This is a genomic window from Shewanella sp. TB7-MNA-CIBAN-0143, assembly GCF_040310065.1.
In the GTDB taxonomy this organism is placed as follows: domain Bacteria; phylum Pseudomonadota; class Gammaproteobacteria; order Enterobacterales; family Shewanellaceae; genus Shewanella.
The window spans coordinates 184,340-204,497 of sequence record NZ_JBEOPL010000005.1 but is presented as its reverse complement, the minus strand read 5'-3'; the positions used below and the strand labels follow the sequence as shown (position 1 = coordinate 204,497).

Sequence of the window (20,158 nt, the reverse complement as noted above, 5' to 3'; positions counted from 1 at the left end):
TTTATAACCGTCTTCGGCCCGTCTTGTTATAAAGAGGAAAATACTAACGCTTCCGATGGGAATCTGATGTGAATGGATTCACGAATGTCGTGATGGCAAGGTCAATGATGTTCCCGACATCATAATGACATTCCCCATATCCATATGGGTCAGATGCCAAAGAACGACCTGTAACGCGAAAGCTAGCCTGACGTCCTGTCAGGCTCACGCATTCTTGTATAAACAGTCTCAACGGCCTCAAGTTCAAAGCTGAATTTAGACATTTTCAAGCAGTAACTAGCTCGCTTTTGGACAGAAACGTCTTAGGTTGATCCCCTCAGACGTACTTTAACCAAAGCTTGTTAGAACTGAAGCACTAAAGTCTTAAGTCTTAAGTCTTAAGTCTTAAGTTCAGATGATGATAAGTATGGCTAAGTTCTGAAATACTTAAGAAGCTATTGAGATTATCTGCCTCATCGCCCATCGCTATTCTGTTAGTCGATATTGTTATAGTTGGCTTGGCTGTGTTTATTTTTATGCCGATGCTTAATAAACTGACTAGCAAACTATTTAGCTAAATCAAACGGTATCCCAGTAACATGGCGTGCCATATTTTTTTGTCAAAAAATCGATAACTACTCGCACTTTGGGTGCTAAGTTATCCGAATCAAGATACAGCGCATTAATCGTTTGAGTCTCTGCGGTGGTTGATACTTTGTGATCGCCCATAATTGGAATTAGCTTACCTGTTTTTAATTCCCCGCCTATTAACCACGTCGGAAACATCACGATCCCAGCACCACCGACGGCACTTGATACCAGTGTTTCTGCGTTATTGCTATATAGTGTACCGGTTACCTCAAAAGGTGCTAGCTGCTCTTTACCAATAAACCAACGTTGTAAGCCCTTTGTTCCTTTAAAAACCAGGCAGTTGTGTCCTTCAAGTTGTTCTGGTATCTCAGGGGCACCGTGCAACTTAATGTAAGTTGGACTAGCCGCTATAACGTAGTTTTGTTGTCCAAACCTTTTCATTCGCATTGAAGAATCCTGCAGCACACCGATCCTAATTAATAAATCAATACCTTCTTGAACTGGATCTATAAAGTTGTCTGTTTGATGTATCTCAACTTTGAGTAGTGGATATATATCCAATAATTCAGGGAGGTAAGGGGCAATATGTAGCCGGCCAAATGCCACTGGCGCACTAATTTTAACGGTACCACGAGGCGTATCGGCTTTTTGCTCGATCCGTTCTGCCACTTGCTCATACTGTCTGATTATTTCACTACAGTGCTTAACAAAAACCACGCCTTCTTCTGTCAGTGATATAGCTCTTGTATGACGGTGGAGCAATTTGGTTCCCACCTTATTTTCCAGTTGCGCCATCTTTCTAGAAACCGACGACGGTGTCATATCTTGTCGTCTTGCGACTTCAGAAAAATTTCCAAACTGGTTTGTCATCAAAAAAAGTTTAATCTCGAGAAGAGAGACATCGTAGTTCATAAGCATTCCCCATGAATTTAATCGCTAAGGTGTTAATTATCAATTAAAAAAGGCAAACCATATAAATAGCTTGCCTTAATCGTTTACTCTATTAAAAATGGAAATGTCTCATGGTGAGATATACGTAATTCAAATTTTAATCATTAAAGAACATCTTCTTTAATGTACGATCTTTCTTAACCAAATGATGATAGAAATCTGAGAAAACATGACCCAAAATAAGCATCCAAACGAGCCAAGCTCCAAGTATCTCTTTATGTATAAAATCAATTGGTTTTTCAAAATCTAAAAAGTTTAATCCCATCCCCTATTCAATAAAATAAGTAAACCCCCATGTATCTGGAAATTTAGCTATATCAAAAAGAAAGAAGAATTCAGTAACAACACCCGTACCCAAATACCCTGTCACTGGCATAGCAATCATTATTGCGTAAGGTAAGTAATGCCCAACCTTCGCTGGTTTATGCTCCAATCGTGTTCCTGGTTTCTTGGATGGCTGGATATTTACCAATCGCCATATAATTCTTAATAGTACTAAAACACCAATAGATATCCCAAAGGGCAAATGCAGTTGCAACGTATTCCAGTTTCCAGTGTTTTTGCATCAGTAAACCAATGCCGATAATAAACACTTATGTAGGCACCTAAAAATAGAAAAGCAGTAAACCAATGAAGTGCCTTAGCTATCATGCCATAATTTTCATTACTATTTTTTAAATTCATATTTAATGTATCATCAATAATATCGGCTTTGCGGCATGATAATAACGGCCCTAATCGTTTACTTGATTAAAGAGTGGTAATATCTTGCGTTGATACAAACGTTTCATCTTTAGAAAACACTTGAAATTGTTCAACAACCTTCGACATTACGTCTGTTTGAATGTCAGCTAAAAATTCGTCTTCTGAATTAATTTTGATCATTTCAAAAAAGTCCCACGGTGATGCTTTTTGCTCACCGAAAACGCCAATGCCTTTGAACACTTCAAATGAACTCACGCCATTGAGTTTACTGACTATTGGCAAGCCAACTTATTTTGCCCATTTCAGGTACTCAGACTCTTTTACGCCTTCTTTAAGATTAAAAAAGACAATCAATGTTCTAGCTTGTTGAGACATTATATTTTTCCTGTTGTTTGTTAGATAAATAAATACAAATAAGTGCGCATGCAATACAAATCATGGACGCTAGACGCCAATAGTTAAGCTCAATCGGTGCATTGCCTAACCACCCTTGGGTATCGATGACTAAACTCATTACCATTTGACCAAACACTGTGGCTACAGTAGCAATTGCAACACCCACTTTTGGCACCGCAGCGACCATCACAACCATATAAACAATGCCAAACAGTGCGCCAATCAGTTGCCATTTAGGTACCGTGAGTAGATTTGCTTCATAGCTGGGTTCAAAGAAAAATATTAATAATAAAGTCACTACCGTTCCGACAGAAAACGTCAGTAATGAACTGCGTATAACCCCTACTTTTGCCCCTAGCTGACCGTTAATGGCAGCCTGTGCACTTAATGCCATACCAGAGATAACAGCAAGCAGCATAAATAACATCATGATTGCACTCCTAAATAAGTTAACACCAAAGCAGCAATAACAAACAACATGCCTATGACTCTTAAGCTGTCAACAGGTTTCTTTGAGGTGCCAAACCAACCAAAGTAATCAATGGCAAAGCTCTTCCCTACTTGTCCAACAAGCACTCCAATCATTGTCATTGCCACCCCTAACACGGGCGTAGCAAGCGTTAATACCACCACATAAATAGGCCCAAGTAGGCCACCCGTTAATTGCCATTTAGGGATTGATCGCATGTCTTGATTTTTACCCGTAGAGGTGAAAATACTGATCAACCAAAGTAAAGCGGCACCAACACCAAAGATACTTAACGTAGCCCATAGATGCCCAACTTGATGCCCTAATGGCCCAAGCAGTCCAGCCTCAAAAGATAGCCCCATGCCTGCAAAAACTACCAATAATATGACTATAATTCTCATCGTGGGTCAAATAATGACAATGATGAAGAATGCTCGTAAGCTTTACCATTAGGGTAAGAGACCAACTCAAGTTGCATTCCCCATGGCGACATGAAATAAACCCAGCTTTCACCTGCCGTTGGACCATCAGTCATTACATTTGGCGAGCCTAAAACTTCGATGCCTTGTTCTTTTAAGTAAGCAACAGCGCTATCCATATCGTCGACATTGAATGCCATGTGGTGACCACCAATATCGGGATTGTTTGGTGCTGTTTTACTACGATGTATGTTGTCAGCGTAATCAAAAATTTCTAGATTTATGCTGCTAGCACTCATCACTGCAATTTTTTTTATTTCAGCGCGAGGGATTACATTCAAGTGCTCCGCCATCCAGTTATCTTCAGCAATAAAGGGATCGAATTCATAAGCAAGTTCGAAAGCAAGGTGTTGACTAAAAAACGCAATCCCCTCATCAATGTTTGGTACAGTAAAGCCGATATAATCTGATTTTTTTAATCCTGGAATAGCCATTAGATGTCTCCTCGTTCATGACGTAATTTGTTTAATGCACCCATCGTAGTCGCGCCTTTATTGAAACCTGTGTACACAGAAGCAAAGACAATCAACTCTTCAATTTCTTCATAGCTAGCGCCTTGTTTTAGTGCCATATCTACATGGGCACCGAAGGGATTCCCATCACCGGTAACATTTAAAGCCATCTGGTCGATGACAATGGTGATAAGCGTTTTAGTTTTTTGGTTAATAAGCGGCATTGCAAATGCTTCCCCAGCAACACGGACAGTTAAATCGCCCCAAACTGGGTTAATTGATTTAAGGCCTGCGATAAGTGCTTGGTCATCTAATACTGCATTTTTGTATTTATTCTCTGTCATAGCGATTTCCTCTGTATTTAACTTTATAACTTGTTCGTCTTTGCGATTGAGGTGGATTATAGAGAAAATAATTAATTGAAAAACTAGCAAGGTTGCATATCACTTATGCAAAAAATGCACAGGTAAAGGGTAAGTTTTAGGTTTGAATTAATAGGACAATTGAATGCACGTCGCACTATGGGGGCGAAAGCGTCTTTGCAATATCCAACCTAATTTTGGCAGGTTCGCAATCTGGTTAATGTGAGTAGTTGTGATATGACAAAACACTTCTATTCCTAACATGAGAAAATGTATGGCAAATCGATCAGGATATATCGCGGTTTAGTTAAAGCTCTAACGCACTTTGGGGCAGAAATGAGTCAGCCAGCCATAATTTAAAATGGACGGGTTCAACTCTGAACTTGAGGACGTTGAAGAAAATAGCGTGAAGCTCACATGGCCTTTCTCGCACATCCATGTGCTACAAGGCATTCAGGCATCCTGCCTATCAGATGTGAGCTTAGCTTTCGCGGTACAGGATGTACCATCGGAAGCGTTAGTATTTTCGAATAAGGCCGAAGCAGTCTGCAAATGCAGGTCAAAGTTAAATTTAACCCCATGGCGACCTTTTCGCTTTTCAGAAAATGTTGCGGGGCGGCTGGGTGATCCAAGAGGGAACAGCCTTTGGTTTCCTTTTGGTCTGGTGTGGGCGAAGCGCCACGACGTTAGTGGCCGCAGGCCATATCTATTGTGGCTTAATCAATCTTAAACAAGGTTTGGGGCAAAGACGTGTTTCAAGGTGGCCTAGTGAATGACCGTAAATTGCACAGAATTACTAAATCTCTACTATGTTCTGCCCCTGATCATGTTAAAATCTCCGCATCAGAATTACCGAGAAACTCAATGTTTATCCATCATGTTAACGGCATCGACTGGCTAGTGATCACAGCTTTTGAAGAACTGAAAACGATGTTTATCGAAGAAGCAGGTACGATACCCTCTTGCTTCTCTACCGCCAGCGAATTGAACCTGGTTGATCAGGCAAAGCGAACTTATAGATATTTGCCTACTCTCAGCGGCGTAATTACCGATATCGGTACATATCAAAGACAGGGTAACGAAGAAGATTTGGACCCACAGCTTGCCTGCTTAGTTGAGGGGCATGGTCGGGTATTTATCTATCACGGCGGCTTTGTAGCTTTTGTGGATAACGAGCAAACCTTTATTACCCGAATAGACTGAAAATTATTCAGTAAGTTGAAATTGGCGAATTGGCATCCCTAGCAAGGAATGGGGCAGAAACGCGTTAGTTGGTTCGCTAATTTAGTGATAAATGAATCAACCCATTTATCTATCATCGAACGTTTAGATGTCTGATAGACATCTATGTGGTGGACCAAATTAGCTAACCCACTACAGTGATGTCAAATTGAAGATTAACTTCTCTTCTGCTACAGGTTTTCCAAAAAAGAAGCCCTGATACTGATCGCATTTTTCGTTGACTAAAAAATCAAGCTCTTCCTGACACTCAACCCCTTCGGCAATCGTTTTCATTCCAAGCGCTTGAGCCATACTGATGATAGCTCTAACAAGATTTTGCTTTTTTTCGTCAAGATGTACATCTTTAACAAAGGTAATGTCAATTTTCAGAACGTCAACTGGGTATAATCTCAAATAAGCTAAATTAGAATAACCAGTACCAAAATCATCAATTGAAAGCCCAATACCTATTTTTTTTAATTCCTTAAGGGTATTTAAGGTGTATTCGACATCCAACATTGCCACTCTTTCGGTGATCTCTAATTCCAATAGTGCAGGTGGTAAACCAAAATGTGTGATTGTCTTTGTCAACATCGACACAAACTCTCGATCGGCAAATAAAGAAGCTGAAACATTGACGGCTACTGGTAACACACATCCTGGGTAACGTACTAACCAGTCACTTATTTTTGTGATTGCATTTTTGAGTACCCATTGATCGATGTCGGATATGAGGCCAATTTTCTCAGCTAAAGGAATAAAGTTGGCTGGTGAAATCATGCCACCATCTTTTTGTGGCCATCGAATAAGAGCTTCATAGCCAACTATCTGCACGTCTCCTTTAGTGACAGTAACTTTAGGTTGAAAATATAAGGTCAGTTCATTATTAGTAATGGCTTTATCAAGGTTACTTCTCATAGCCATCTGTTCTTGCACTTCTTTTTGCATAGAGAGATTAAAAAATACCGATTCATTTCCTCCAAGGGCCTTGGCTTTGTACATTGCTGTATCTGCTGCTTGAATTAAATCTTCTAAGTTAATACCGTCCTGTGGGAACATGGCAATACCGATACTTGCACCGATATGGACATCTAATTCTTCGATTAAAAACTCTTGTTTGATCTCTTCTATATATCTCAACGCCATTTGGCTGGCTTCATCCATGTTGCATTGTGCAATAATGATGAACTCGTCCCCACCGAAACGGCTGAATAAGTCTGTTTCTCGAATGTGTGAACTTAATCGTGCTGTAACGAGTCGTAACAGTTCATCACCATAATGGTGACCAAAGGCATCATTGATTTCTTTAAACTTATCCAAGTCAATGAATAATAAAGCCCATGTTAGACCAGAGCGCTGCGATTCCGCTGATGCTCGAAGAAAATATTCATTGAGAAAAATACGATTGGGAAGACCTGTTAATTGATCGTAGTTGGCTAAATGCAGAATAGTGGTTTCGTCTTGTTGCCTTTGGGTGACGTCTTCCATGATAGAGATGATGTGAAGAACTGTGCCATCAGAATCTAAAACAGTAGTTAAACTTCCGCGCTGTAAATAGAGTTCACCATTTTTCCTTTTATTCCAAAATTCACCACTCCAGATCCCATGTTTTTGCAGCTGCAGAAAAAGACTTCCATAAAATACACTATCTTGTTTATCGGACTTTAGCATTCTAGGGTTTTGACCAATAGCCTCTTCACGGCTGTAGCCAGTGATAATAGAGAAGGCTGGATTGACATCTAAAATAGTACCTTCACCATCGGTGATAATAATAGACTCACAACTGTAGTCGAATACTTCTGTGGTTTGTTTCAGCCGCTTTTGAGAATCATGCATGGAAATAGCAAAACCAGTATCATCGGCCAATTCCTGAAACAATCGCAACATTTCTGGTGTGAAAATAAATTCCCTTTTAGAGAAAATCAGTAAACATCCAACACAGTTTAATTTTTGGTTTATAGGAAACGCTGCTACAGAGTTATAGCCAAAAAATGATGATTCGTCATGCACGTGTTTGTTTGATTGGAACAACTCATATGCTTGGCTTACCAGTACCCGCTTCACGAGATCGCAATTCTTGTCTACGAAAGGGGGCGTAGTAATGATATCGCTGTCGGTTCGGGCCAAAGCACAGTTAACTACATTTTCATTAGATGTAGTGTTGTCAAAATGAATGATAGAAACGCGATCAAACTTAGTTTCTTCAAGAATGATTTTGCAAGCAGATTCAAAAAGTTGAGGTTTTTCTAAAGGCTGCTTGATGAGCAATTGATTAAAACGACTCAACATTTCATAAAGGTGATGTAGTGACGTTTCTTTTTCTAGATGTTGATCACGGTCGTGAAGCATCATCCCGACCAACCACGCCACCAGTGCATTGAAACTGATAAATACAGATAACGCAATCAGGCTATTGATAACTTGTTGTGATTGACCTGCATAGCGTGAGTCTGCCCAAAAAGAGACCACACTAATACATAATACAACCAACAGGCTTTGTAGCAATGGTAAACGGATAGCAGCAAACAGCGTAAATGGCATCAGTAAAGAACTGTATGTAGCAAGAGCTCTACCTTCGGGGTTTGCTATTGAAAAACCGTTACTGCGATGATTAGTCCTGCTAACAACGTCCAAACAAATGTTGAAGTTTTTGCCAACGAGCTAAACAAATGAGATTGCTGACGGTCGTGCTGCCAGAGCAGTAAGGGAGTAATTATTACCATAGAGGTGAAACGAAGCGCAGTCCAGTATAAGAATTCCTGCTCAATTCCATTGAAAGTAAAAGGCAGTGGTGAAACCAATCGCTCCAGTAGAGGTTGTATAATTGATGATGCTAATACTGGCAGTGTCACAGCAAATATAAGAAAATTTATGGATTTTTTTAATGTGTTAGGGAACTGAGCATCGGGTGTAAACCGTCTTAACAAGAACCAGCCAAGAAAAGCCTGAAAAATTAAGGTTAAACTAGTAATTGCTGATGCAAGGGGGGATATTCCAAGTAACACATTTTCTATCAAGTAATTGGCTGCAAAAATGCCTAATGACATTGTTGCTATATGATGTACCCGATACGTTGATTGTGTGAGATATATGAGTGCGGCTAAAATAACTGGTCCGCCGATACGATACGACGCTTGCCCATAAAAAGAGTATGTTAGCCAATGCCAAACTGATACGGATAAACAATAAATTAAAAGCCAAGCAAACCAGGGTAATCGGTTCAATGCATTCATGATGTACATCTCAAATTGGTACCCTCTGTTAGTGTTTATATCTTGTCTACATCTTAGCCGTTCCAATTTAAATTGATAGAGTTTGATTTTTATATTAGGGACTATCGATCTTTCACATTGGGAGCCAAATTATCGAGCAAGCGAGAGCCCGCAGACTTTCAAAATTAATTTTAAATTTGCCATAACGGGTTGCTATAACTATAAAATGCTTGAGCCGAGCAAAAGCATTTTCAACTAAATGCCGATATTTGTATATACACCCATCATATCGTCATTTCCTTGCTTCGAATTTTGTCTTATAGGGATCACTGGCTCTGAGCCACATTCACGAGCTTTCTTTCTATGTCGTAGTCTTTGTTCGCATTGTAGTGGTAAATGAATACTGGCCATCGTTTTAGATTCATTATTACAAAGAATGTGACATTAGAAAATTCATGGCAAACTGAAATGTATATGTTTCGATTAAGCAATAGCACCAACTCATATTGGGGCATAAATAAGTTAAATACTTTACTTTCAAAGGGTGTGAATCAACTCTGAACTTGAAGTCGTTGAAGACTCTTTATACAAGAATGCGTGAAGCTCACATGGCCTTTCTCGCACATCTGACCGATAAGGATATTGGAAATGTCATTAGGATGTAGGGAACATCATTGACCATGTGCTACAAGGCATTCAGGCATCCTGCCTATCAGATGTGAGCTTAGCTTTCGCGGTACAGGTCGTTCTTTGGCATCTGACCCATATGGATATGGGGAATGTCATTATGATGTCGGGAACATCATTGACCTTGCCATCACGACATTCGTGAATCCATTCACATCAGATTCCCATCGGAAGCGTTAGCATTTTCACTCCTTATTACAGATGGACCAAAGCAGTCTACAAACGAAGTTCAAAGCTAGATAAATCCCATGGCGATCTTTTCGCAGCTGTTGTTTTGTAAATAGAGAAAATGTTGCGGTGCGGCTGGGCCAATTCTTTTATAAAGAGTAAAAAGGGAACAGCCGTTGGTTTCCTCTTGGTCTGGTGTGGGTGAAGCGCCACGACGTTAGTGGCCGCAGGCCATATATCCGACTCATAATAGGCAGCAACACATGAGAAAATACCTATTTTATTCAATACCGTCAGATTTAATACCACCAACTATTTGCTCTACCACTAACTTTGCCCATGCATTATAAATCGGTGCACCTGGGTGAAACCCATCGGTAGCCATCACTTGGCGCATAAACTCCAGCATAGTGATATCAGGTTGTGGGTTTTCTAATGGTAATTTAATTAATCTGAAACTTGTCGGTTGGTCGACTTGTTGATTTAATTTAATAAGTAATTGCTGTAATTGGCGATTAAATTGATTTGCTCGCTGGCCTAAACTCCAACGAAGTGGATGTGGCAATGCAGGAAATAGCCCCAAAGGCGGTAACGCTGTGACCAATATCAATTTGGGCCTGTATCGCTTTGTAATCAGTTCAAATAACGTTTTTTGTTGCCGCAACCACTTCTCGCAACTGATTGATGAGGTAATGTCGTTCACCCCTAACGATGTCACGATGACATCATAATGCGTTTGCCCGAGTATGGGATGTGCGTTATCAATCTGCTGTTGTAAGGCTTGTAAGGTGGTATATGTAGTCGAGCCTGTTTTAGCAAATAAGCCATAACTAAACTCAAGTTGAGGACTTAATTGCTCAATAACCTGCCCTAACAAAGCATGCTGTTGAAATGCCACTCCAACGCCAGCCGCCGCTGAGTCACCTAAAATAAGCACACTCAACGCAGGATTGGGCCCAGTTTGCCCGACACGCTCGCCCTCGGGTTCCGGTAATCTTGGCGTAGTGCGGCGAACCTTAAGCCCCTGAAACACCAACAACGGGGCTAACATGAGTGACACTCCTTGATACAGCATGGTTATCCTTTATTCACTATTAAACGAATCCTAATATTGTCACTCAGCACGGCTTAATCATTAATGCAAAATAGACCCTTAACGATTATCAGCAATAAAGTTGACTACAACGTCGGCTAATATTTCGCCTTTTTCCTCTTGCAAAAAGTGCCCTGCAGCGATGATAGTGGTGTGCTTTTGCCCTTTTGTTCCTGGAATGAGTTTTTGCATCAAGGCATCACCACCCGCAGTAATCGGATCTGAATCGCTAAACGCGGTTAAAAATGGCTTTTGCCATTGGCACAATACTTTCCACGCGGCGCGGTTTTTATCTGCAGCAGGATCGTCAGGCGTTATTGGCACTAATAACGGGAATTGACGCGCGCCCTCTTTGTAGCGCTCATCTGGAAACGGCGCATCGTACGCAGCAATAACCTCAGCACGTAAAGTCGATACACAAGCGCTATTAATTAAGTTGCCCGTTGGGAATATCTCAACGTCTTGTGAGAACTGACGCCATTTTTTAAATGCTTCACCTGGCTCATGGTCACCAGTGGGTAACATAGTGTTGGCACAAACAACCCGTGCAAATCGCTCGCTTTCTTCAGCCGCTAAACGTAAACCAATTAATCCGCCCCAATCCTGACAAACCAAGGTAATGTTAGTGAGATTAAGTTGCAGCATCAGTGATTTAATCCAATCGACATGACGTTGATAAGTATAATCGTTACGGTTTGTCGGTTTATCTGAGCGACCAAAACCAATAAGATCAGGAGCAATAACACGATGACCGGCTTTAACAAGAATGGGGATCATTTTGCGGTACAAAAAGCTCCAGGTCGGCTCACCATGTAATAACAATATTGGTGCGGCATCCTTAGGGCCTTCATCAAGATAATGGACTCTCAGTTCACCACCCTCAGTGTCATCAACGGATAAGTAATTCGCAGTAAAATGGTAATCAGGTAAATTGGCGAAACAACTGTCGTCGGTGCGTAAAAAATCCATATTAATTCCCTTCCTTATTGTGTTTTCTATCAATATTGTCTGAGCAATTTAACCTCGCGCTAAATAAGCCACATTGCTGACTGTCACTGAACCTTGAATGTTGACGGCACGGCGTCAGTTCATTGCATGCAACGAACTGACATTAACTCAGATCCTTAATCGCCCGTCCTATTCCATCAACCGTTAATGGATACATTTTATTGTTCAGCAACTGTTGAATTATGGAAATAGAATGATGTATTGGCCAGCGATTTTCCGGTTGTGGATTAAGCCATGCCACTTTATTGAAATGCCCCAGCAATCGATTCATGTATTCAATGCCGGGCTTTTCATTCCAATGTTCAACACTGCCGCCTTTAGCGATAATCTCGTAAGGCCCCATGGTCGCATCACCGACAAAAATGACTTTATAATCGGCCCCAAATGTTCTGATGATCTCTTCTAAATTAATCATTTTATCAAAGCGGCGGTTATTATCTTGCCAGAGATTTTCGTACACACAGTTATGAAAATAAAAGAATTTTAAATGCTTAAACTCACTGTGCGCCGCAGAAAAAAGCTCTTCACATGTATGAATATAATCATCCATCGAGCCGCCAATATCGAAAAACATCAACACTTTAACGGCATTGTGACGTTCCGGTTCCATGTGAACATCTAACATTCCGCCGTTCTTGGCGGTTGAACTGATAGTGGTATTAATATCCAGTTTTTCACTGGCCCCAGTGCGGGCAAATTTTCTGAGTTTTTTAAGTGCCAATTTAATATTTCGAGTACCCAGTTCACGGTCTTGGTCGAAGTTTTTAAACTCGCGCTTATCCCACACTTTCACGGCACTGTTATTACGGTTTTTATCTTGGCCGACTCTAATCCCTTCAGGGTTATAGCCATAAGCGCCAAACGGAGATGTGCCGCCTGTGCCAACCCATTTATTGCCGCCTGCATGACGTTTTTTCTGTTCTTCTAGACGTTCTTTTAACGCCTTCATTAATGCTTCAAGCCCGCCTAAAGATTTAAGCTTGTCTTTTTCTTCTTGAGAAAGGTGCTTTTCAAACTCCTTTCTTAGCCAATCTTCGGGCAAAATTTTATCAAATACATCAATACTTTCGATGCCTTTAAAATACTCAGCAAAGGCGTTATCGTACTTGTCGTAGTGGATTTCATCTTTAACCATGACAATTTTGGCAAGGTTATAAAACTCTTCCACATCGGCAAACACCACCCCAGCTTTTAGTAACGCAATCAAATCTAATAGCTCACGTAAGCTACAAGGCACTTTGTGCTTTTTTAGGATCAGAAAAAAATCAATAAACACGATGCACTACCTGTTTCTGCGGCTCATAAAAGCAAGCTTTTCAATCAATGAAACGTCTTGTTCATTTTTAAGCAATGCGCCAAACAAAGGAATGATGTCTGATTGTTTATTTAGCAAAGTGCTTTGAGAAATATCATCCGATATTAATAACTTAAGCCAATCGATCAATTCAGATGTTGAGGGTTTTTTCTTAATACCGTTGACATCTCGTAAATCGAAAAACACCTCTAATGCTTGCTGTAACAAGTCTTGCTTAACATTAGGATGATGCACGTCGATAATTTTTGCCATTTCATCTTTGGTGGGAAATTTAATGTAATGGAAAAAGCACCGTCTTAAAAACGCATCTGGTAGCTCTTTTTCGTTGTTAGAGGTAATGATGATAATGGGACGTTGTTTAGCTTTGATAACCTGTTGAGTTTCGTACACATAAAACTCCATTTTATCGAGTTCTTGTAGCAAGTCGTTAGGAAACTCGATGTCCGCTTTATCAATTTCATCAATCAGCAATATCGGTCTTTGTTCTTCTTCAAACGCATGCCACAATTTACCTTTAACGATATAGTTACCGATGTCGTGTACACGCGCATCACCTAACTGACTGTCACGTAGACGGGACACAGCATCATATTCGTATAAACCTTGTTGCGCCTTGGTGGTCGACTTAATGTGCCATTGATACAGTTTACAATTAAGAGAACGAGCAAGCTCTTCTGCTAACTGGGTTTTACCCGTGCCCGGTTCGCCCTTAATTAATAACGGTTTTTCTAAAGCAATAGCGGCATTTACCGCTAAAGTAAGCTCGTTTGAGGCAATGTAGTTCTGTGTACTTTTAAACATGGTCAACCTTTTCATTTATGTCATTTTGCCGTAGCAAAGCTTTTTCATGTATTTGTTTGGGCATATATCTGGCTTTAAGCCACGTTAATGGCAACCGGCGTGCCATTGAATGCTGCATTTCCTGTTAGCATATCAACTCTAGCGGCATCCGTTAAATCATTAATGCTCACGCCTGGCTGCGCAGAGGCTACTGACATGTTAGTGCCTTGCTGATTATGGCCCCACCCTTGCGGCATACTCACAACACCTTGTTGAATATCGTCAGTAATAACCACTTCGATATTGATTGTTCCAACAGCGGAAGTCACCGTTACCACTTGTCCCTGCTCAATACCTAATTTTTTTGCATCTTCAGAATGCACTTCTAAAGTACACGGATTTTTACCCTTAGTTAACCGCTCGGAGTTCTGTGTCCAGGTGTTATGACTTTTCACTAATCGGCGACTGATTAAATCAAATGGATAAGCCTTGTCGCGTGCAGTTGGTGTCATCATCGCGTCTAAACGTGGTAAGTCATCAAGGTACACTTGTGGGAATAAATTAACCTTACCGTCTGCGGTTTTAATGCGTTGTTCAATACAGGGCATTAACGGGCCAAGGTCGATACCATGCGGATTGTCTATTAACTTTTGCAAGCTGATGCCTTGTTCACCATACGGACCATTTTTGAGTTCCATGTCCAGTATCATCTCTGGGGTGACTTTTTGCATTGGGTCATCGGCAGGCAGGTTTAGCATTCTGGCTGAAATCTCTTTTAGAATTTGCCAATCGCTGCGTTGTTCTGGCAGTTTTTCAAATAATGGTGCTGAGTATTTCACCGTGTTTCGCACCGAAAATGAATTAAAGAAAATATCAAAGTGGGAGTTCTCGACTCCTGTAGTGCCCGGTAAAATAATGTCTGCGTATTTGGTAGTTTCATTTAAATAGATATCTACCGACACCATGTATTCAAGCCCAGCAAAAGCTTGTGCCAATTTATGACCACTGGGCGCTGACAATACAGGATTACCCGCCACCGTGATGAGGCTTTTAATCTGCCCTTCACCCTCGGTTTGTATTTCTTCTGCTAAGGTTGCCACCGGGAATTCGCCATTAAAGAATGGCAATTGACGAACACGAGTGTGATGCTGACCAAATGAGCTTTTATGGCCTCGTTTATGATTACGTAATAAATCAAACGCAGGTTGTGGAAACATCGCCCCACCGGCACGGTCAAAGTTGCCAGTAATAATATTGAGTACATTGGTGAGCCATAAACATAAGCCACCGAACGTTTGAGTCGAGGCGCCCATGCGGCTATAACAGACCGCAGATTCGGCCGCCGTCATGTCATCTGCAAGCGTACGAATACTAGCGGCATCAATACCGACAAACTCTGCTAGCGCTTCTGGCGAATAGCCTTTGGCAAGCTTAGCTACATCGTCCAATCCTTCAACCATGTTCTCTAAATGGCGTAAATTGACCTTATCATTGGCAAACACACAGTGAATTAATGCCAGTAATAACAGGGCATCTTTTTCAGGTCGAATAAATAAGTACTGGTCAGCAATGTTAGCGGTGCGGGTTTTGCGCGGATCGACCACAACAATTTTTCCGCCACGCTTTTGAATCGCTTTCATTCGCCCAATGACGTTTGGCGCGGTCATCATGCTGCCGTTTGATACCACCGGATTCGCGCCAATGATCAACATAAAGTCAGTTCTATCAATATCAGGAACCGGAATTAACATGCCTGCACCAAACATAAAGTTAGACGCAACATGATGAGGTAATTGATCAGCCGAAGCTGAGCTAAAGCGATTGACCGTACCTAGTGACTTCATAAAAGGTTTAAGCACTAATGCATTGCCTAAGCTGTGGGCGTTAGGATTACCTAAATACACCGCTAAAGCATTGTTGCCATGTTGCTGTTGAATACTTTTAAACTTAGCGGTGATTTCACTAAATGCGTCATCCCAACTAATGGCTTGCCAACCTGAATCGGTACGTTTGATTGGGGTTTTTAAGCGATCTTTGTCGGTATAAAAATCTTCCAGCGCCAATGCTTTAGGGCAGTTGTAACCTTGGCTAAAGGGATCGAGCTGATCGCCTTTGATCGACAAAATTTGTTTGTCTTGATATTTTATTTCCAAGCCACACATGGCTTCACAAATATTGCAATTTCTATAATGGGTTTTTATGTCGCTCATATATATCGCCTGACTTGGAAAATGAATGTGAATGTAACTGAACTGCCAACGTTAACTCAGCTAATAACTCACCTAATAACGCACCTAATTACACAATGCTGACGGTGTTATTAGGCTTTATTTGGCGAGGTTATCTGGTTGCTAAGCTCCGTTATGCCCCATTAATAACTAAGGCTTATCGATTGCTGATAGCCATAACACTTACAGTTTGACGATTAACTTGCCTTTGTTTTTACCAGTAAAAAACAAATTCAAGCCAGTCATTGCAGACTCAAGTCCATTCAATACGTGGGCACGATGCTTAATTTGCCCTTTCATCACATAAGGAGTTAATTTTTCGAGCAATGCGGGCACATCACCGAAATGATCTGGCATAGTGAAACCTTGGATAATCAAGCGCTTTTTAATCACTTGGATCCAATTAGGGCCTAAATCAGGTACCGCTTTCGGGTAATCCGCAATCATGCCGCACACCACAATACGCCCATGGGCATTCATTCTGGCAAACACATGATGCTGAATTGGGCCGCCAGTATTTTCAAAATACACATCAACGCCATCAGGGGTTAACTCGGCAAGCTTTGCTGCAATATCATCGGTTTTGTAATTAACGGCGCCGTCAAAACCAAGCTCATTTACGATCCAATCTGCTTTTTCGTCACTGCCGACAACGCCAATTACTCTTAGGCCGTCTGCTTTAGCAAGCTGCCCCACAATAGAGCCAACAGAACCTGCCGCGCCAGAAACCACAATAGTTTCACCTTTTTGTGGTTTACCTACGTTGAAAAGACCTTGTGTTGCTGTTAAGCCAGGCAAGGCGAATACAGACAATATTGCTTCGTCTGGTAACGGTGCCGTCACTTTATTTAAGCCTGCGCCGTTACTTAAAAAGTATTCTTGCCAGCCCATCATGCCCATTACACGGTCGCCCACGTTAAAATCTGGGTGATTGCTTTCAACAATCTCACCAATGCCAGAACTGCGCATCACATCACCTAACTCAACTGGTGGAATATAGCTTTCGGTGTCTGCGCTCATCCAACCAAACATGGCAGGATCCAGTGACATATGATTCTGTTTTACCAAAAATTGCCCTTGTGCCACTTTCGGCATGTCTTTTTGGACCACTTCGAATAATTCAGGACCGACTGGGCCACCGGTTGGACGGGCGATTAAGTTAATTGCTTTGTATGTGGTCATGTTCAAATCCTTTTTTAATGAGTTAACGTCAACATAGTAATGACGCGTTTTTAATTGATATCCAAAAATGAAATCTTATTGCCGTTAAGCCAGTAACTGCTCAATACTTTTAATGCTGTGAATATTTTGCTGTTGATAAAAATGCTTAAAATGCTCGGCTAGCTTTTCACTTTCCACAAACACCTGCTGCCAATACTGTAAGCGCTGCGCCGGTTTCATTTCGACAAAATCACTACGGTCGGGGATTTTGCTAAACGGCAATGATGCAACAAACTCAGCGGATGGGCACAGGAGCACAGTTTTGTCGTAGTGTTGCAAACGCACTTTGCGAGACAGGTTTTTATCAAACCAACCCGGCTTTAATGTAGAACTGAAATGTGGATACAGAGTTAAGCCTTCATTTTGAATATTAAAATCAAAATGATAGTCAATAATCCCGCCATCGCGGTACATGCCTTGTGGGCAGTCGGCAATGTCTTTTATACCTTGCATCACCATAGGAATCGAGCCAGATGCTAACAGCGCCGCTTTAATATTACGCTGGCTCAATGCCATGGACGTGGTAGCAATATTGTCAGGATCATAAATCGCCAAATCGCTTTGACCATGTTGAAAGATGTAGCGTTCGTACTGACTGTTAAGCAGAGGTCTGCTGATGGAATTTCTAATAAAACTGTTGAATAAGCCAGCCCCTTGTAGCAGTTTATTTTCTGAAGCGACCAGCCCTTTACATTTAGCCACAATAAAATGGGCTTTAAAGACTGTGTTATTGATAATCTCATCTGCACCGCTGTCACCAAATAACTCATCGAGTAATTCAACTGCTTTAGCTGTAATTTCATCCGGTTGTGGTTTAGTGTCATTAGAATAAACAGTTTCACTGTAATTTTTAGCTAAGCGTTCTATCGCCGCAACCGGGTCATTTTGGGCAAAGCACGCGGCGCGAAATGCACCGGCACTTGAACCAATCAGGTTTAAAGGTTGTTGTCTGCCTTTAAAGAATTCCCCAAAAAGGTATTTGTCTAACCCCAGTAAGGTGAACCATTTAGGTCCACCACTGGCACCAAGAAAAGAACTGAATAACTCTGGAGAAAAACCCTGTTGATGTATCGATTTTAAAGCCGTTTCACCAGCGTATATTTCTAACATATGACTCTTATTATTGAGCTGTCGCAATACATGCCGACAGCAGCTCTTGTTATTTTACGCTTGTGACTGAATACGAAGATCTTTACGCAATACTTTACCGACATTGCTTTTAGGCAATTCATTCATAAACTCAATGATTTTAGGGCGTTTATAGTTAGTGAGCATTTTATTGCAGTGATCAAAAATATCTTGTTCTGTTAATGTTGGGTCCTTACGCACAATGTACACTTTGACGCGCTCGCCAGTAATGTCGCAAGACACGCCCACAGCTGCGGCTTCCAATACCCCTTCGTGCGACACAATTACTTCTTCAATTTCGTTAGGGAACACGTTAAAACCAGACACGTTAATCATGTCTTTTTTGCGATCCACAATTTTAAAGAAACCATTCTCGTCCATGGTGGCAATGTCACCGGTGGCTAACCAGCCGTCGATTAACACTTCGTCAGTGGCTTTTTGGCGATTGTAATATCCCTTCATCACTTGTGGGCCTTTAACCCACATCTCACCTGGTTCACCTAATGCCACATCTTCACCATCTGCACCGACTAAACGAATATCGGTTGATGATGCCGGTAAACCAATCGAGCCATTATAGCTTTTTTGGTTATAAGGACTCATTGTCACTAAAGGCGCACATTCCGTTAAACCATAGCCTTCAAGTAAACGGCTTTTAGTGACTCGCTCCCAATGTTCTGCAACTGGTCGCTGAACTGACATTCCGCCACCAAAGCCCATCTTTAATGCACTGAAATCGAGTTGATCAAATCCTGGAGTATTCAATAATCCGTTAAACAAGGTGTTTACACCTGTAATCACAGTAAAGCGATATTTAGCCAGTTCTTTGACAAAGCCGGCCATGTCTCTTGGATTGGTGATTAATAAGTTGGTGCCGCCAAAAGGTAAAAAGGCTAAGCAATTAGAAGTTAACGCGTAGATATGATAAAGCGGTAATGCGGTAATAATCAGCTCTTTACCAATTTCATAGACGTTTTTGGTAACCGCATTTGACTGTTCAAGGTTAGCAACCATATTACGATGAGTTAGCATGGCACCTTTTGATGGACCTGTAGTGCCGCCAGTATATTGCAAAAAGGCTAAGTCAGAACCGATAACGTCAACCGGTATAAAGGTTTTTTTACTGCCTTTTGCCATGGCGTCATTAAATTTAACCGCATTGGGTAAATCGAACGCTGGCACCAATTTCTTCACGTGCTTAATCGCGCCGTTGACTAATGCACCTTTAATAAGACCTAATCTGTCACCCACCCCAGTGGTGATAACATGTTTAACATCGGTTTTATCAATGACGGCCTGTAATACATGAGCAAAGTTTTCTAAAATTAATATGCCTTTCGTGCCTGAGTCTTTTAATTGATGTTCTAACTCACGGGCGGTATAGAGTGGATTGACATTCACCACAGTTAAGCCTGCGATAAGTGCACCAAATAATGCGATCGGATATTGCAGTGTATTGGGGATCATGATGGCAAACTTATCGCCTTTCACTAAACCTAAGTCTTGCTGTAAATAGGTTGCAAAGTCAGTTGCTTGCTGGGCAAGCTGCGTATAAGTAATGCTAACATCCATGTTGATAAATGCCGTATTCGTGGCATATAACTTGGTATATTTTAAAAACAAATCTGCCAATGAGTTGTATTTATCTGGATCGATTTCAAACTCAACCCCAGGCGGATAACTCTTTTCTAACCAAATCCTTTCCATAATACT

Annotated in this window: 17 protein-coding genes and 2 pseudogenes; 1 reads left to right on the top strand and 18 read right to left on the bottom strand. The window is 41.2% G+C overall.

The features are described from left to right. Positions 1-558: 558 nt before the first annotated feature. The 7 genes and pseudogenes from AAEY97_RS06250 to AAEY97_RS06220 form a co-directional block, all read right to left on the bottom strand. On the bottom strand, positions 559-1,482 hold the full coding sequence (locus AAEY97_RS06250) for a LysR family transcriptional regulator (RefSeq protein ID WP_101088243.1): 924 nt from the start codon (positions 1,480-1,482) through the stop codon (positions 559-561). 136 nt (positions 1,483-1,618) lie between these two features. Further along, positions 1,619-2,047, bottom strand: a pseudogene (locus AAEY97_RS06245) (cytochrome b). Positions 2,048-2,271: 224 nt separating this feature from the next. Further along, complete coding sequence (locus tag AAEY97_RS06240; RefSeq protein WP_350997359.1) at positions 2,272-2,508, bottom strand: RedY/HapK family protein; 237 nt, start codon at positions 2,506-2,508, stop codon at positions 2,272-2,274. Positions 2,509-2,584: 76 nt separating this feature from the next. Further along, on the bottom strand, positions 2,585-3,052 hold the full coding sequence (locus tag AAEY97_RS06235) for a DMT family transporter (protein WP_101088241.1): 468 nt from the start codon (positions 3,050-3,052) through the stop codon (positions 2,585-2,587). Further along, a complete protein-coding gene (locus AAEY97_RS06230) occupies positions 3,049-3,492 on the bottom strand; it encodes a DMT family transporter (RefSeq protein WP_350997355.1) in 444 nt (147 codons plus the stop codon). The genes AAEY97_RS06235 and AAEY97_RS06230 overlap by 4 nt, the downstream gene beginning before the upstream one ends. Further along, positions 3,489-4,004, bottom strand: a complete 516-nt coding sequence (locus tag AAEY97_RS06225) for a VOC family protein (RefSeq protein ID WP_350997352.1) — start codon at positions 4,002-4,004, stop codon at positions 3,489-3,491. The genes AAEY97_RS06230 and AAEY97_RS06225 overlap by 4 nt, the downstream gene beginning before the upstream one ends. Then, positions 4,004-4,366 (bottom strand): carboxymuconolactone decarboxylase family protein, encoded by a 363-nt coding sequence (locus AAEY97_RS06220; protein ID WP_101088235.1) that lies wholly within the window; start codon positions 4,364-4,366, stop codon positions 4,004-4,006. Before AAEY97_RS06220 ends, AAEY97_RS06225 begins: the two co-directional genes overlap by 1 nt. An 882-nt stretch (positions 4,367-5,248) precedes the next feature. On the opposite strand from AAEY97_RS06220, the gene AAEY97_RS06215 reads away from it, so the two are divergent. Then, entirely contained in the window at positions 5,249-5,587 is a 339-nt protein-coding gene (locus tag AAEY97_RS06215) for a cytosolic protein (RefSeq protein WP_350997407.1), read from the top strand. A gap of 171 nt (positions 5,588-5,758) precedes the next feature. On the opposite strand, the gene AAEY97_RS06210 is transcribed toward AAEY97_RS06215, so the two are convergent. The 11 genes and pseudogenes from AAEY97_RS06210 to AAEY97_RS06160 form a co-directional block, all read right to left on the bottom strand. Next, complete coding sequence (locus tag AAEY97_RS06210) at positions 5,759-8,146, bottom strand: bifunctional diguanylate cyclase/phosphodiesterase (protein ID WP_350997349.1); 2,388 nt, start codon at positions 8,144-8,146, stop codon at positions 5,759-5,761. A gap of 44 nt (positions 8,147-8,190) precedes the next feature. Continuing rightward, positions 8,191-8,838 carry a hypothetical protein gene (locus tag AAEY97_RS06205; RefSeq protein ID WP_350997346.1) on the bottom strand — a complete coding sequence of 216 codons (648 nt, stop codon included), beginning with the start codon at positions 8,836-8,838 and terminating at the stop codon, positions 8,191-8,193. Between the two features lie 112 nt (positions 8,839-8,950). After that, positions 8,951-9,103 (bottom strand): annotated as a pseudogene (locus tag AAEY97_RS06200) (IS5/IS1182 family transposase); the annotation flags it as partial. A gap of 849 nt (positions 9,104-9,952) precedes the next feature. Then, positions 9,953-10,723: an SGNH/GDSL hydrolase family protein gene (locus AAEY97_RS06195; protein WP_350997344.1), complete on the bottom strand. Its 771-nt coding sequence runs from the start codon at positions 10,721-10,723 to the stop codon at positions 9,953-9,955. A 102-nt stretch (positions 10,724-10,825) separates the two neighbouring features. Further along, the gene (locus AAEY97_RS06190) at positions 10,826-11,734 is read right to left on the bottom strand and encodes a haloalkane dehalogenase (protein ID WP_350997342.1); all 909 of its coding nucleotides are present in this window, start codon (positions 11,732-11,734) and stop codon (positions 10,826-10,828) included. Positions 11,735-11,876: 142 nt separating this feature from the next. Next, complete coding sequence (locus AAEY97_RS06185) at positions 11,877-13,049, bottom strand: vWA domain-containing protein (protein WP_350997340.1); 1,173 nt, start codon at positions 13,047-13,049, stop codon at positions 11,877-11,879. A gap of 6 nt (positions 13,050-13,055) precedes the next feature. Beyond that, on the bottom strand, positions 13,056-13,889 hold the full coding sequence (locus tag AAEY97_RS06180) for an AAA family ATPase (protein ID WP_101087184.1): 834 nt from the start codon (positions 13,887-13,889) through the stop codon (positions 13,056-13,058). Positions 13,890-13,963: 74 nt separating this feature from the next. Then, a complete protein-coding gene (locus AAEY97_RS06175) occupies positions 13,964-16,078 on the bottom strand; it encodes a molybdopterin-dependent oxidoreductase (RefSeq protein WP_350997337.1) in 2,115 nt (704 codons plus the stop codon). Positions 16,079-16,279: 201 nt separating this feature from the next. Then, entirely contained in the window at positions 16,280-17,278 is a 999-nt protein-coding gene (locus AAEY97_RS06170; protein ID WP_182749681.1) for an NADP-dependent oxidoreductase, read from the bottom strand. A gap of 84 nt (positions 17,279-17,362) precedes the next feature. Continuing rightward, on the bottom strand, positions 17,363-18,427 hold the full coding sequence (locus AAEY97_RS06165; RefSeq protein ID WP_350997334.1) for a patatin-like phospholipase family protein: 1,065 nt from the start codon (positions 18,425-18,427) through the stop codon (positions 17,363-17,365). Between the two features lie 54 nt (positions 18,428-18,481). Then, entirely contained in the window at positions 18,482-20,152 is a 1,671-nt protein-coding gene (locus tag AAEY97_RS06160; RefSeq protein WP_350997331.1) for an AMP-binding protein, read from the bottom strand. Positions 20,153-20,158: the final 6 nt, after the last annotated feature.

Bases quoted from the DNA above. Each gene is read 5' to 3' on its own strand.
- AAEY97_RS06210 (WP_350997349.1), bottom strand. From the start codon at position 8,146: ATGCCATTTACGCTGTTTGCTGCTATCCGTTTACCATTGCTACAAAGC.
- AAEY97_RS06215 (WP_350997407.1), top strand. From the start codon at position 5,249: ATGTTTATCCATCATGTTAACGGCATCGACTGGCTAGTGATCACAGCT.
- AAEY97_RS06205 (WP_350997346.1), bottom strand. From the start codon at position 8,838: ATGAATGCATTGAACCGATTACCCTGGTTTGCTTGGCTTTTAATTTAT.
- AAEY97_RS06235 (WP_101088241.1), bottom strand. From the start codon at position 3,052: ATGATGTTATTTATGCTGCTTGCTGTTATCTCTGGTATGGCATTAAGT.
- AAEY97_RS06180 (WP_101087184.1), bottom strand. From the start codon at position 13,889: ATGTTTAAAAGTACACAGAACTACATTGCCTCAAACGAGCTTACTTTA.
- AAEY97_RS06170 (WP_182749681.1), bottom strand. From the start codon at position 17,278: ATGACCACATACAAAGCAATTAACTTAATCGCCCGTCCAACCGGTGGC.
- AAEY97_RS06250 (WP_101088243.1), bottom strand. From the start codon at position 1,482: ATGAACTACGATGTCTCTCTTCTCGAGATTAAACTTTTTTTGATGACA.
- AAEY97_RS06165 (WP_350997334.1), bottom strand. From the start codon at position 18,427: ATGTTAGAAATATACGCTGGTGAAACGGCTTTAAAATCGATACATCAA.
- AAEY97_RS06195 (WP_350997344.1), bottom strand. From the start codon at position 10,723: ATGTTAGCCCCGTTGTTGGTGTTTCAGGGGCTTAAGGTTCGCCGCACT.
- AAEY97_RS06190 (WP_350997342.1), bottom strand. From the start codon at position 11,734: ATGGATTTTTTACGCACCGACGACAGTTGTTTCGCCAATTTACCTGAT.
- AAEY97_RS06160 (WP_350997331.1), bottom strand. From the start codon at position 20,152: ATGGAAAGGATTTGGTTAGAAAAGAGTTATCCGCCTGGGGTTGAGTTT.
- AAEY97_RS06225 (WP_350997352.1), bottom strand. From the start codon at position 4,004: ATGGCTATTCCAGGATTAAAAAAATCAGATTATATCGGCTTTACTGTA.
- AAEY97_RS06175 (WP_350997337.1), bottom strand. From the start codon at position 16,078: ATGAGCGACATAAAAACCCATTATAGAAATTGCAATATTTGTGAAGCC.
- AAEY97_RS06230 (WP_350997355.1), bottom strand. From the start codon at position 3,492: ATGAGAATTATAGTCATATTATTGGTAGTTTTTGCAGGCATGGGGCTA.
- AAEY97_RS06220 (WP_101088235.1), bottom strand. From the start codon at position 4,366: ATGACAGAGAATAAATACAAAAATGCAGTATTAGATGACCAAGCACTT.